The following is an 11,975-nucleotide window of genomic DNA, read 5'->3' on the forward strand; positions in this document are numbered from 1 at the left end:
CCGCTTAAACTTCGCCTGACGTTCAACCGGGGCTCGGCCGCCCGCCGTGACGACGGCCCTACCGTGGAGAGGTCCGGAGTATCAGCAGCGCCAGCAGTAAGGATTCCGCATGACCCACAGTGAGCCCACCATCCAGTCCGCCCACAGCTACCCCACCGTGCTGACCACCGAAAGCCTCAAAGGCGGAAACGAGGACGTTGTCGACGCGAACGTCAACGTGGTCAACGCCATGTTCGAGGAGTTGCTGGACACGGAAGAGATCTCCCCGGCTGCGCTGCGCAGTTACTACGTGGACTTCTACCTGACGCAGGCGCTGGCCGGCGGCTTCGCGCAGTACGTGTTCACCGCGCCCGAACGCGAGGAAGTCGACCCCTACGTCCGGGAAGGCCTGGAGGCCATGGGTGCCGCCGCGCACTTGGACCTCTTCAACCGCACGGTGGCCGCCTTCGGCGCCCTGAGCGACACCGACGTCGACAGCTACCTTGATGGCGGCAGCGGCTGGGCCGCCGGAAGCACAGAGGAAGACGAACCGGGCGACGGGGTCTCCGACGCCGTTCGGCGCATCGAAGAACTGGACGGGGAATTCGAGTCGATCCTCGCAACAGAGGACATCGCTGCGCTGAATGCCGCGTGGCTGCGCGGCCAGGAGGACTTGCTGGTCCTTTCCGACGACGACCTCGACGCCCACATTGCCGGGCGGGTGGCCCGGCTTTCCGACCTCGCGGAGCGCCAGGCGGCAGCCGCCGAGGAGGCGCTCCTGGACGCGCCGGAGTTCGAGCAGATCATCCGCGAGCTGTGCGCCCTCGCGGGCCACAGCCTGGTGCGGATCACCATGGGCGATCCGAATTATGAGCACAACGGGGAAACCACCCTGGCCTGGCACTTCACCACGGAACAGGGCGAATTCCTCATGCTGGAGGACGACGAGGAGGCCTTCATGCTCAATCCGCGGACCCAGGAAATCCTCGCGGCTGTTGAGTTCGAAGGGGCTGTTGAGTTCGCAGGGTCAGCGGAGTTCGAAAAGGCCCGCCCGTAGGCGGCCTTCCGCGACAGTTTTCCGGTACGGCCGGCGTCTGCCCCCAAATGCAGGCGCCGGCCGTGCCGTGTTGAGCAACCCGTGCCGACTAACTCTGGCCCGGCCGTGCCGGGTTTAGTTTTCCTGCCCGGCGGACCGGCCGCGGATCCGCGGCCGGTGAGCCTACCCGGCCGGCGGTGCCGTGATCATTTCCCCGGAGGGTGACACGAGGAACCAGACCCCGCCGACGCCCTGGCCGTTGATGTCCCCCGCGGCCTGGTCCTTGGAGTAGTAGTAGATCGGCATCCCGTTGATGGTCACCTGCATCTTTCCGTCAGCCGTGGGAATGGTTCCGACCTTGCCGGTGACGCCGTTAACTGTGGGAGTCGCCGTCGTCGACGTGACAGCGGGCCACGACGTCAGGCACGCGCCGGTGCAGACGCTGTTCCCGGAATCCTTCGTGTTCTTCGTGAAGAAATAGACGCTCAGTCCCTGGTCGGCCACCACGATCTGGCCCGCCTTGGACTCGCCCACCGAGAGCTCCGCCGCGGTCATGGACGACGGCGCGGAACTCGCCGGCGCGCTGGACTCTGCGGGAGCCGACGTGGCCGGTGCCGCCGACGTCGGCGTCGTGGTCGTTCCGCCGCCGCAGCCGGACAGGAGGGCGGCCAGAGCGAACGCGGACAAGCCAATGCTGAGATGCTTCTTCATTTGCTGCTCCTAGACTCGAGCCAGCCCAACTCGGAGGCCGGCGCTACGAGATACGACGCCATGGAGAGCGGAATGGTTCATGGCGGAACCGACATGTTCGTGTCGGGCTGTCCTGGGGCACACTGAACTATTGGGCCTGCCCGTACGTCGTAGAGGGGCAGAGCACGAATTTCCGGGAGGTGGGCAATGCCGCTGGACGAAGACGTCGTGGCTGCGATTTACCGCGACCACGGAACGGCCCTGAAACGCTTTGTCCTCAGCGTCTCCCGGGATCCTCAGCTCGCCGACGACGTCGTCCAGGAGACGGTGCTGCGGGTCTGGCAGCAGGCGCCGCAGATCACAGGCAGCCTGCGCAGCTACCTGTTCCGGACGGCACGCAACATCATGATCGACAATTACCGCAAGGCCCAAAGGCGGCCGCAGGAAGCCGGCGACCGCGATGTCCAGGCCCTCCCGGAAGGCGGCGTCGGCGCGGGGCGCATTGACGAGCTGCTCAACAAGGTGCTGATGGAAGAGGCGTTGCTGCGGCTCAGCGCGGAACACCGCGAAGTCCTTGTTGCGCTCCACTACCGCCGCTACACAGTCCAGGAGGCATCCGCCCAATTGAAGATCCCCAGCGGCACGGTGAAGTCCCGGGCGTTCTACGCCGTCCGGGCCCTACGGACGATCCTCGACGAAATGGGGGTGCAGCAGTGAACGGGACCGAGTTGCATCACTACCTCGGCGCGTACCTGCTCGGCGGGCTGGAGCCGGCCGAAGCCGCGGCCTTCGAGCAGCATCTTGCGGTGTGCGCCCACTGCCGTCAGGAGCTGGACGAACTTGCCAGCCTCCCCGCGCTGCTGGACGCGATCCCGGTGTCCGACGCCGTCGCGCTCACCGCCGCGGCGGCGGCCGCCCGGGACCGCGCGCTGATCCCGCCGGAACGCGAACCTGTCCCAAGCCGGCTCCTGGACGAGCTCGCCGCCCGACGCCGGAAGGTGCGGCGCCGGTGGACGTCGGCGGTGGCCGCGGCGGCCGCCGCATGCCTGGGGCTGGGGATCCTGGCTGGTCCGCTGCTGAACCAACCCGCCAAACCGGACGCGAGCTATTCCGTTGCGGCCAGCAGCGGGTTGGAGGTCACTGTGGGGCTCGTCAAGAAGACCTGGGGCACCGAACTGGCGGTGGACGGCCGCAGCCTGCCCGTCGCCGGGACCCTCTCACTCTGGGTAAAGGACCGTGACGGCGGCGTGGACCGCGCCTGCGCGTGGACGGCGACGCCCACCGGCAGAGTCCGGATCACCGGGGCGACGCCGGTGCAGCTGGCCAGGATCGCCAGTGTCGAGATGCGCGATGAGCAGCAGCAGACCGTTGCTGTCATTGCCGTGCCCCAGGGGTAGCCCACTCGTGGGGCGCGGCGGTCCGTCCGGTCCGGGACATGCTTCCGGTCCGGGACATGGAAACCGACGCGGGCCTACATCTTCGCGAGCTTGGCCCGCATCGCCATGTAGATGCCGTAGCAGATCAGGCCTACGCCCACTGCGGCCAGCAGGTACACGCCGAACGGCTGCTCCCGCAGGGCCTTCAGGCTGCCGTCGAGCCCGGTTGACTCTTCGGGGTGTGCCTTCACCGTGGCGATGATGATGAGCAGGCCCACCAGCAGCAGGGCAAAGCCTTTGGCAACGTAGCCCACCATGCCGATCACCGTCACTGCGGTGCGCGCCTGCGGCTGGGACGGCATCCGCAGGTACTTGATGAAGGACTTCTTGAAGCCGCGGATCGCGTAAACGATCCCGGTGACGGCTACCGCGGCGCCGATGATCACCAGGAGTGCGACGCCTCCCGGTGCCTTCATGAGGTTTACGGTCATATCGGACGTCGACTCGCGGTTGTCGGAGCCGGCCCCGGTGGCGACCGACGCGAGCGTCAGGGCGAACGCGGTGTACACCACGGCCTGCAGGGCCGCCTTGAGTTTCTTGCCGACCTTTTTCTTGGTCGGCAGGTGCCCGAAATCGAAAATGGCGTCGGACGCCTGCCAGATGGCCAGCGCCACGCAGGCGGCAAACGACGTCCAGAGCAGCAACGGCCCCGCTGGCTGCCCGGCGAGCTCTTCCACCGCGCCGCTGACATCGGCCTGGCCCTGGCCGCCCATGGCAAGCCGGATCGCGACCAGCCCGATGAGGAAGTGCAGCAACCCCGACACGGCGAACCCGGCCCGCGCTGCGATTTCGAGGGGCTTCGAATTGGTGACGTCCTCGGCGACGTCAGCAGCGTCGTTCAATTCTCGTTTGATGATCGTTTCCTTAGTACTACCCAGCGTGGTTCGTTCCGTAATCGTGCCACGCGAAGCCGCTCAACAAAAGGTACCCGCGCGCCGTGGTGCCTAAATCCGGCGGTAGCTGAGGTCGAAGATCAGGCGGCCGGCTTCGTGCGCCTTGTTTTCGAAACTGGTCAGAATACGGCCCTCAAACCGCGGCGCCCACCCGCCGGTCCCGTCGACGCCCTCGTTGGGTCCGGTGTGCTCGGTGCTGACCGGCGCCCGGCCTTCCTTGACCGGTGCTCCGCCCACGCGGGACTCGACGCCGGATTCCCACACCTGGGTCAGGGGGCTGTCCGCGCCGGCGCGCTCGCCCTCGTGCAGGTTCTCGAACTCCGCCGAGCCCGCCATGACCTCGCGGACGTGAACGGCGTAGTTGGACCAGTCGGTCGCGATCCGGAAGATGCCGCCGGGCTTGATGGCCCGGGCGGCGAGATCAGCGAACGCCGGTTGAATGAGGCGGCGCTTGTGATGCCGGGACTTGTGCCATGGATCCGGGAAGAACACCCATAGTTCCGTGACGGAGCCGGCCGGGAGCATGGTTGCGAGCACCTCAGGGGCGTTCGCCTCGACCACCCGCACGTTGCTCAGTCCGCGGCTGTTGATTTTGATCAAGGTGTTGGCCAAGCCGGGGGTGTAAACCTCCACGGCCAGGAAGTCCTTGTCCGGGTTTTGCTCCGCGGCGTGGCAAACGGCGTCGCCCAGTCCGGAGCCGATCTCGACAACCAGCGGAGCCGTGCGGCCGAATTCGGCCTCTGCGTCGAACACATAGTCCGGGTGGACGGAGGTGTTGGCGACATGGCGGGGGACCTCAACCGCCCAACGGTCTGCGTGTTCCTCCCAGGCCGCCTGGCGTCGGCCCTGAAGGCGCGTGCCGCGGCGTACAAAGCTCACCGGGCGGCCCCCATAGGTGCCGAACGAGGCCTGGCTGCCGGGGGTCACGGGGCGCGGCAACTGGCTCTGGTCCGGGAAGCCGGACTCCGGGTTTGCCTGCAGGCCGGGGGATTCTGGGGATTCGCTCATCCCTTCCAGAATAGTTGAGTTCGCCGGGCCGGGCCGCCCGGGGATCCCGCGGCCGCCCCGGCGGGCCGGTCGCGGAGGAAGGATTGAAGGGAAGGGGTGAAGACGCGGGCCTGCAAGAATGGGGCGGGTGACCTCAGCTGGGAAAACTGACGAGTTGGACCATTCGGCCGGCGCCGTTCTCCGGGACGGCCCCGTCGGGCCGCCGCGCGCTGCCGGCCGCCGGCAGCTCGCGTATTTGGGGATCTGCCTGGTCCTGATCGGGCTGAACCTCCGCACAGTGTTTTCGAGCTTCGCTGCGGTACTGCCGGAGGTGACGGCCGACGCCGGGCTTCCGGCCTGGGCGGTCATGGTGCTCACCACCGTCCCGGTGACGCTGCTCGGGGTGTTCGCTCCGCTCGCCCCTGGGCTGGCACGCCGGTTCGGGGCCGAACGGGTGCTGCTCGGTGCCATGGCGGTGCTCACCGCCGGGCTGCTGCTGCGGCCCCTGGAGCTGCCGGCGGCCGGCCACCTTCCGGCTCTGCTCGCCGGGACCGCCGCGTGCGGGGCCGCGATTTCACTGTGCAACGTGCTGCTGCCGGGCGTGGTCAAGCGTGACTTTCCGCATCGCCTGGGCCTCATGGGCGGCCTCTACACCACGGCGATCTGTGCCTCGGCCGCGCTCGGTGCCGGCTTCACGTTCCCGGTCTTCCGCGCGAGCGGGGAATGGACGGCGGCGCTCTGGTTCTGGGCGTTGCCGGCCGGCGTCGTCCTTCTGCTGTTCCTGCCGCCGGCGCTCCGGGCCCGTCCCGGCGGGGCGGCGCGGCCGGCCGGAGGCGTCAACGTCTGGCGTTCCGCCGTGGCCTGGCAGGTGACCGGGTTCATGGTCCTGCAGGCCATGATGTCCTTCAGCGTCTTCGCCTGGCTGGCGCCGATCCTGCGCGAACGGGGGGTGGACGGCGGCACGGCCGGCCTGATCGTCTCGGCCTCGATTGCGCTGCAGATGCTGGGCTCGCTGTTCGCGCCGGCGCTGGCCACCAGGTTCCGGGACCAGCGTGCCCTCAACACGGTGGTGGCGCTCATGACCGGCGGTGGCTTCGCGCTGAGCATCTTCGGGCCTGTGGAACTCCTGTGGCTGTGGACCGGGCTGCTCGGCCTGGGGCAGGGAAGCCTGACCGCCGCCGCGCTGACGCTGATCATGGTCCGCACCCGGGACGGGCACACCGCGGCCCACCTTTCCGGGATGATGCAGGGCGTGGGCTACGGGATTGGCTCCAGCGGCACGCTCCTGGTCGGCCAGCTGCACCAGTCCACCGGATCCTTTGCCGCGGCGGGTGTGCTGTTCATGCTGGTGGGCTCTCTCGCAGCGGTGTTCGGGTACCGGGCCGGGCGCGACCGCTACATCGGCGACTGACGTTTTAAATGCGATGAGCTATCAGTTGTGGCTGTCCTGGACCCTCCAGAACAGCCACAGCTGATAGCTCAACCGGGCGGGACCGGATCAGAGCGTGAGGTCCTTGCCCTTGGTTTCCGGGATGGTGAAGACGCAGGCCGCGGAGATGGCAAGCAGCAGCACGGCGTACACATTGAACAGCTGCGGCATCTGCACGGTGGTGCCGAGCCACTGCTGCAGATAGGGCGCGGTTCCGCCGAACACGGCCACACAGATCGAGTAGGGCACTCCGACGCCCACGGTGCGGATGCTGGTGGGGAACAGCTCGGCGTAGACGGCCGGGACGATCGCCGCGCTGGCGGCGATGAAGATCAGCATGACGGACATGCTGACGGCCAGCTGCCAGGCGGAATCCTTGAGCAGGGCGGTCATCGGGAAGTGCATGATTCCTGCGCCGATCGCACCGGCCCACAGCACTTTCTTGCGTCCGATCCGGTCCGCCAGCTTGCCCCAGAAGGGCAGCGCCGCGATGAACACGATGTTGCCGATCACGCCGGCCCACAGGGCCTCGCCCCGGTCGATCTTCAGGGCGGTGGTGGCGTAGCTGGGGGCGACGACACCCCAGATGTAGTAGATCACGGTCAGGCCGACCGTCAGGCCGATCACCTGGAGGGCCTGCTTGCGGTGGCGGACAATCTGCGGCCAGATCGGAGCGCGCTTCTCCGTCGCGGCCTCACCCTCGAAGACGTCCGTTTCGTGCAGCCGGGACCGCATGATCAGCGCGTAGAGACCCATGGCCGCGCCGATCAGGAACGGGATGCGCCAGCCCCACGCGTTCATGAGTTCGGTGCTCAGCGTCATGTTCAGCACGGCACCGAGCAGGGTTCCGAACAGGATACCCACGGTGCCGGAGGTGTAGATCAGCGTGGCCCAGAAGCCGCGGTGTTCCTTCGGCGCCATTTCGGACAGGTACGTCTGCGACGACGGCAGCTCGCCGCCGTGGGCCAGGCCCTGGATCAGGCGCGCCACCAGGAGCGTGAGCGATGCCCAGACGCCGACGGCCGCGAACGTCGGCGCGATGCCGATCATCAGGCTGCCCACCGACGCCAGCCCCACGGCCAGGGTCATGGAAGCCTTCCGGCCGATCCGGTCACCGATCCAACCGAACAGGAAGCCGCCGAAAGGGCGGGCAACGAAGCCGACGGCGAAAATCGCCAGGGTGGACAGCACCGCGGACGCAGGATCCGACTTGCTGAAAAGCTGGCTGGCGATGAACGGCGTGAACGTGGCGTAGATGGCCCAGTCATACCATTCGACGGCATTGCCGATGCCGGTGCCGACGAGCGTCTTGCGGGTGGATGTTCGGGTTGCCGCCGGCGTGATCGTGGCTGCAGTCATGGTCTTCTCCCTCGGGGTGCGGGTTAGGAAAGGGCGGAGGCGGCGGCTACCGTGTTGGCCGCGGCAGGAGCGTCGGCGGCCGCGAGTGCGGCCAGCCTTGAGATGGCGAGCTCGGCGTAGAGTGCGGCGCCGTCAGCCAGCACGCCGTCGTCGAACGTGGCGTACGGGGAGTGGTTGAACGCGGAGGTGGCATGGTCGGTGTCCCGGGGGACGGCGCTCAGCCCGATGAACGTGCCGGGGACCTCGGCCAGAACCCTCGAGAAGTCTTCGGAGCCGCTCAGCGGGGTGGCCCAGCGGGAGAGCCGGGAGTCGCCGAACAGGCCCGCAATGACGTTCTCCGCGGTGTGCGTTTCGTCCTCGTCCGTGATGGTCAGCGGATACTCCTGCTGGTAGTCGACGTCGACGTCCAGGCCGTGTGCCGCCGCGATTCCCTTCAGCAGCCGCGGCACGGCGTCCATCATTTTCTGCCGGGCTTCCTCGGAGAAGGTCCTGATGGTGGCCTCGATGCGCGCGGTTTCCGGGATGATGTTGCGCTTGGTGCCGGCCTGGAGGACCCCCACGGAGAGGACTACGGGGTCGAACATGTTGAACTGGCGGGTGATCATGACCTGGAGGGCAGTGACCATCTCGGCGGCCGCCGTGACGGGGTCCTTGGCCGAGTGCGGGGCCGAGCCGTGACCGCCGGCGCCGAGCACGGTGACCACCAGGCCGTCGGAGGAACTCAGCATGACGCCGGGCTTGGTGCAGAACGTGCCGTGCGGTTCGAGGGCGGAAAACACGTGCATGCCGTAGGCGGCGTCCACACGCCGGCCGGCGGCATCCAGCACGCCTTCGCGGATCATGTGGCTCGCGCCGTCGAAGCCTTCCTCGCCGGGCTGGAACATCAGGACGACGTCGCCGGCCAGCTGGTGCCGGCGTTCGGCCAGGAGGGTGGCGGCCCCTGCCAGCATGGAGGTGTGCAGGTCGTGGCCGCAGGCGTGCATGGCGCCGTCGATCCTGGACGTGTAGTCCACGCCCGTCTTCTCCTGCACCGGCAGGCCGTCCATGTCAGCGCGCAGCAGCACCGCCGGGCGCGAGCCCCCTTCGGCCCCGGGCCCCTGCCCCCGCAGTACTGCGGTGACCGACGTCGTCTCCTGGCCCAGGGTGATCTCGTAGGGAAGCCCGTCCAGGGCCTTGAGCACCTTCTCCTGGGTGCGGGGCAGCGCCAGGCCGATCTCGGGTTCCCGGTGCAGTTCGTGGCGGAGCCGGGCAAGGTCCGTCTGCATTTCCCGGGCATCTGCGGTGATCGGCACGTGTTCTCCTTGTTTGTCGTTTGTCGTTTGTCGAAAATCGCCTGGCTGGCGACTGGCTTGTTTTTCGAAGTTCCTTGGTTCACGTCCGGCGGGGACGTCCTGCGTCTATTCTCAAGTGACACAGTTCACACCCGCCCGAAGGGCAGAAAAAATGCACGAATAGACTGTTGCCGCAGGTTTCGTGCACGGATGAAGGGATAAATGATGGAACTCAGCGAGGACGATCTCGCCCTGATCAACGTCCTGCAGATTGCCCCGCGGCTGAGCTGGGCGGATGCGGCCCAGGTGCTGGGCGCGCACGCCACCACCCTGGCCGCCCGGTGGGAGCGGCTGCTGGACTCTGGCGTGTCCTGGATCACCGCCCACCTAATCGGTGACCCCCAGCAAATGTGCCTGGCATTCGTCGCCGTGGATTGCGAAATGCACCGGCGCGAGGAAGTCACCGCCAGGCTCGCCGAGATGCCGGAAATCGTCACTGTGGAGGAGGCGGCCAGCCACCGGGACCTCATGCTGACCGTCATTACGCCCTCCCTGGACGATTTCAGCCTGAAAGTCATCTCCCGGCTGAAGGAGATTGACGGCCTCCTCAAATATCAGACCGCCCTGTGCACCAGGCTGCACGCGAGCGGCGGCTCCTGGCGGCTGAACGTGTTGAGCCGCGCGCAGCAGGCCGCCGTGCGGGCGTTGGCCGGCCCCGAGGCCACCGGGGTTGCCCAGGTTGCCGCCCGGGAGGCGCTGCCGGACAGCCACCTGGCGCTCCTGCCGTTCCTGGCCAGGGACGGGCGGGCCACGGCGGCGGACATTGCCCGCGGCCTCGGCAGGCACCCGGCCACCGTCCAGCGCCAGCTCAACCGTGTGCTCGCCAGCGGCATCCTGTCATTCCGGTGCGAGGTGGCCCAGAAACTCTCCGCTTTCCCCGTGACCTGCCAATGGTTCGTCAACGTCCCCGCCGGGCGGCACGAGGCCGCCGCCGCCGAGCTGAGGACCATGCGGAACGTCCGGCTCAGCGCCTCCACCACGGGGCCCACGAATTTCGTGATCATCATGTGGCTGCAGTCCCTGGCGGACGTCATGAACATCGAGGTGGCGCTGCAGCAAAAAGTTCCCGGGATCGAGCTCGTGGAAAGCGTCGTCATGCTGAGCACCGTCAAGCGTGTGGGCTGGATGCTGAACCCGGACTCCAGGGCCAGTGGCGCCGTCGTGGTTCCTGTCCAGGGGTTCGACGAGGCGGGCTGACGGCGGCGGACCGGCAGCTGATGGGCCCACCGGCCAGCTGATAGGCCCACAGGCGGGCGGGCTGTGAGGGTCCGGTTGTAAGCTGTGGCACGTGCCCCAGACCGACCCGCCCCATCACCAGGAATCCCGTCCGAAAGCCGTCCCGGAATCGGCCGGCATCTTCCACCGCAGCTACCTGCTGGTGACCCTCGGCGCCTGCGCGCTTGTGTTCCTGGCGGCCTTCGAGTCCCTGGCGGTGACCACCATCATGCCGCTCGTCAGCCGGGAACTGGACGGTGCGGGACTCTACGCCTTGGCCTTCGCCGGGCCGCTTGCCACCGGGGTGATCGGCATGGTGGCCGCGGGCAGCTGGTCGGACCGCAAGGGGCCGGTGGCGCCGCTCCTGGCCGCAGTGGGCATGTTCGTGCTCGGCCTGCTCATCGCCGGTACCGCCGGAACCATGCCGGTCCTCGTGTCCGGACGGCTGGTGCAGGGACTCGGCGGCGGCGGGCTTACCGTGGCCCTCTACGTGGTGATTGCCCGGGTCTACCCGCCGGTCCTGCATCCGAAAATTTTCGCCGCCTTCTCCGCGGCCTGGGTCATCCCGTCCCTCGTGGGACCGTTCGCGGCCGGCGCCGTGGCCCAACTGGCCGGCTGGCAGTGGGTCTTTCTCGGTGTGGTCGGACTGGTGGTGCCGGCCCTGCTCCTGACGGCCCCGGCCCTGCGCGGCCTGAACGGCAGCACGGGCGCCGACGGAGATTCCCCGGCCGCTGAGCCAGGGTCCCGCGGCCGGCCGGGAGGCCTTGCCAAGTTGGCGCTGGCGGCACTGGCAGCGCTCGCCGTGCTGGGCCTGAACCTGTCCGCAGCGGTACCGGTCGCCGGCGGGGTGCTGGCGGCGGCCGCCGTCGCCGTCGCGCTCCTGGCCGTCCGTCCCCTCATGCCGCGCGGAACGCTGACCGCCCGGCGCGGCCTGCCGAGCGTGATCCTTACCCGCGGCCTGGCATCCGCGGCGTTTTTCGGCGCCGAGGTCTACCTGCCGTACCTGCTCGTGGAACGCTACGCCTTCGCCCCGACGTTTGCTGGCCTAACGCTCACCGGCGGCGCCATCGCCTGGGCTGCTGCGTCGGCCATCCAGGGCCGGCTGGGGACCCGGCTGGAGCACCGGAGGGCGGTGCGGATCGGATCGGCCCTGGTCCTTGGCGCCGTCGTCCTGGCCCTCGTGACCACGGTGCTGGCCTGGCCGGCCGCGGTCGCGATCGCGGGATGGATCTTCGCCGGGGGCGGCATGGGCCTGATGTATCCGCGGCTGAGCGTCATGACCCTGGCACTCTCCACCAAGGACACCGAGGGTTTCAACAGTTCGGCGATGTCCATTTCGGATTCCCTCGGCGGCGCCCTGGCCCTCGCCGGCACCGGGATCGTGTTCGCAGCGTTCGCGACGGCGGCGCCGTCGGCGTCGTTTGCCGGAGTGTTCGCGCTGACGGCGGTGATCGGGACCGCCGCCGTGGCCGTCGCGCCGCGCGTCGCCGTCGCCCCGGCCGCCGTCACCAAACGCGCGTAGCGGCAAGCACTATGACGGGCACAGCACCATGACGGGCACTGCACCATGACGCGCACTGCACCATAACAAGCACTGCACAGGAGCCCCGGCCGGATGAT

11 protein-coding genes are annotated in these 11,975 nt (G+C 68.3%); 6 read left to right on the forward strand and 5 right to left on the reverse strand.

Annotation, left to right across the window (positions count from 1 at the left end; genetic code table 11):
• Positions 1-109: 109 nt before the first annotated feature.
• Positions 110-1,036 (forward strand): DMP19 family protein, encoded by a 927-nt coding sequence (locus tag AC1DKN_RS15680; RefSeq protein WP_476871799.1) that lies wholly within the window; start codon positions 110-112, stop codon positions 1,034-1,036.
• Positions 1,037-1,198: 162 nt separating this feature from the next.
• Here the strand turns inward: AC1DKN_RS15680 and AC1DKN_RS15685 are convergent, their stop codons facing one another.
• On the reverse strand, positions 1,199-1,726 hold the full coding sequence (locus AC1DKN_RS15685; RefSeq protein WP_476871800.1) for a COG4315 family predicted lipoprotein: 528 nt from the start codon (positions 1,724-1,726) through the stop codon (positions 1,199-1,201).
• Positions 1,727-1,912: 186 nt separating this feature from the next.
• Here AC1DKN_RS15685 and AC1DKN_RS15690 point away from each other — a divergent pair, with 186 nt between their 5' ends.
• Positions 1,913-2,422, forward strand: coding sequence for a sigma-70 family RNA polymerase sigma factor (locus AC1DKN_RS15690; RefSeq protein ID WP_026538160.1), 510 nt, complete (start codon positions 1,913-1,915; stop codon positions 2,420-2,422).
• Entirely contained in the window at positions 2,419-3,102 is a 684-nt protein-coding gene (locus AC1DKN_RS15695) for an anti-sigma factor family protein (RefSeq protein WP_476850731.1), read from the forward strand. The genes AC1DKN_RS15690 and AC1DKN_RS15695 overlap by 4 nt, the downstream gene beginning before the upstream one ends.
• 74 nt (positions 3,103-3,176) lie before the next feature.
• Here the strand turns inward: AC1DKN_RS15695 and AC1DKN_RS15700 are convergent, their stop codons facing one another.
• Entirely contained in the window at positions 3,177-3,983 is an 807-nt protein-coding gene (locus AC1DKN_RS15700) for a DUF1206 domain-containing protein (RefSeq protein WP_230007768.1), read from the reverse strand.
• Between the two features lie 102 nt (positions 3,984-4,085).
• Positions 4,086-5,042: a tRNA (guanosine(46)-N7)-methyltransferase TrmB gene (trmB, locus tag AC1DKN_RS15705; protein ID WP_476871801.1), complete on the reverse strand. Its 957-nt coding sequence runs from the start codon at positions 5,040-5,042 to the stop codon at positions 4,086-4,088.
• Positions 5,043-5,196: 154 nt separating this feature from the next.
• Here trmB and AC1DKN_RS15710 point away from each other — a divergent pair, with 154 nt between their 5' ends.
• Positions 5,197-6,432 carry an MFS transporter gene (locus tag AC1DKN_RS15710; protein ID WP_476871858.1) on the forward strand — a complete coding sequence of 412 codons (1,236 nt, stop codon included), beginning with the start codon at positions 5,197-5,199 and terminating at the stop codon, positions 6,430-6,432.
• A gap of 87 nt (positions 6,433-6,519) precedes the next feature.
• Here the strand turns inward: AC1DKN_RS15710 and AC1DKN_RS15715 are convergent, their stop codons facing one another.
• Positions 6,520-7,809 (reverse strand): MFS transporter, encoded by a 1,290-nt coding sequence (locus tag AC1DKN_RS15715; RefSeq protein ID WP_079550797.1) that lies wholly within the window; start codon positions 7,807-7,809, stop codon positions 6,520-6,522.
• A gap of 23 nt (positions 7,810-7,832) precedes the next feature.
• Positions 7,833-9,101 carry a M20 metallopeptidase family protein gene (locus AC1DKN_RS15720; RefSeq protein WP_476871802.1) on the reverse strand — a complete coding sequence of 423 codons (1,269 nt, stop codon included), beginning with the start codon at positions 9,099-9,101 and terminating at the stop codon, positions 7,833-7,835.
• Positions 9,102-9,305: 204 nt separating this feature from the next.
• Here AC1DKN_RS15720 and AC1DKN_RS15725 point away from each other — a divergent pair, with 204 nt between their 5' ends.
• Together AC1DKN_RS15725 and AC1DKN_RS15730 are read left to right on the forward strand one after the other, a co-directional pair.
• Positions 9,306-10,337 (forward strand): Lrp/AsnC family transcriptional regulator, encoded by a 1,032-nt coding sequence (locus AC1DKN_RS15725; protein WP_476871859.1) that lies wholly within the window; start codon positions 9,306-9,308, stop codon positions 10,335-10,337.
• 91 nt (positions 10,338-10,428) lie between these two features.
• Complete coding sequence (locus AC1DKN_RS15730) at positions 10,429-11,877, forward strand: MFS transporter (RefSeq protein WP_476849810.1); 1,449 nt, start codon at positions 10,429-10,431, stop codon at positions 11,875-11,877.
• Positions 11,878-11,975 lie beyond the last annotated feature (98 nt).

It is taken from the genome of Arthrobacter sp. 01N444 (assembly GCF_056399305.1).

What these genes read in the sequence shown, in the direction of transcription:
- AC1DKN_RS15685 (WP_476871800.1), bottom strand. Translation starts at nt 1,726, where the DNA reads ATGAAGAAGCATCTCAGCATTGGCTTGTCCGCGTTCGCTCTGGCCGCC.
- AC1DKN_RS15680 (WP_476871799.1), top strand. Translation starts at nt 110, where the DNA reads ATGACCCACAGTGAGCCCACCATCCAGTCCGCCCACAGCTACCCCACC.
- AC1DKN_RS15690 (WP_026538160.1), top strand. Translation starts at nt 1,913, where the DNA reads ATGCCGCTGGACGAAGACGTCGTGGCTGCGATTTACCGCGACCACGGA.
- AC1DKN_RS15715 (WP_079550797.1), bottom strand. Translation starts at nt 7,809, where the DNA reads ATGACTGCAGCCACGATCACGCCGGCGGCAACCCGAACATCCACCCGC.
- trmB (WP_476871801.1), bottom strand. Translation starts at nt 5,042, where the DNA reads ATGAGCGAATCCCCAGAATCCCCCGGCCTGCAGGCAAACCCGGAGTCC.
- AC1DKN_RS15725 (WP_476871859.1), top strand. Translation starts at nt 9,306, where the DNA reads ATGGAACTCAGCGAGGACGATCTCGCCCTGATCAACGTCCTGCAGATT.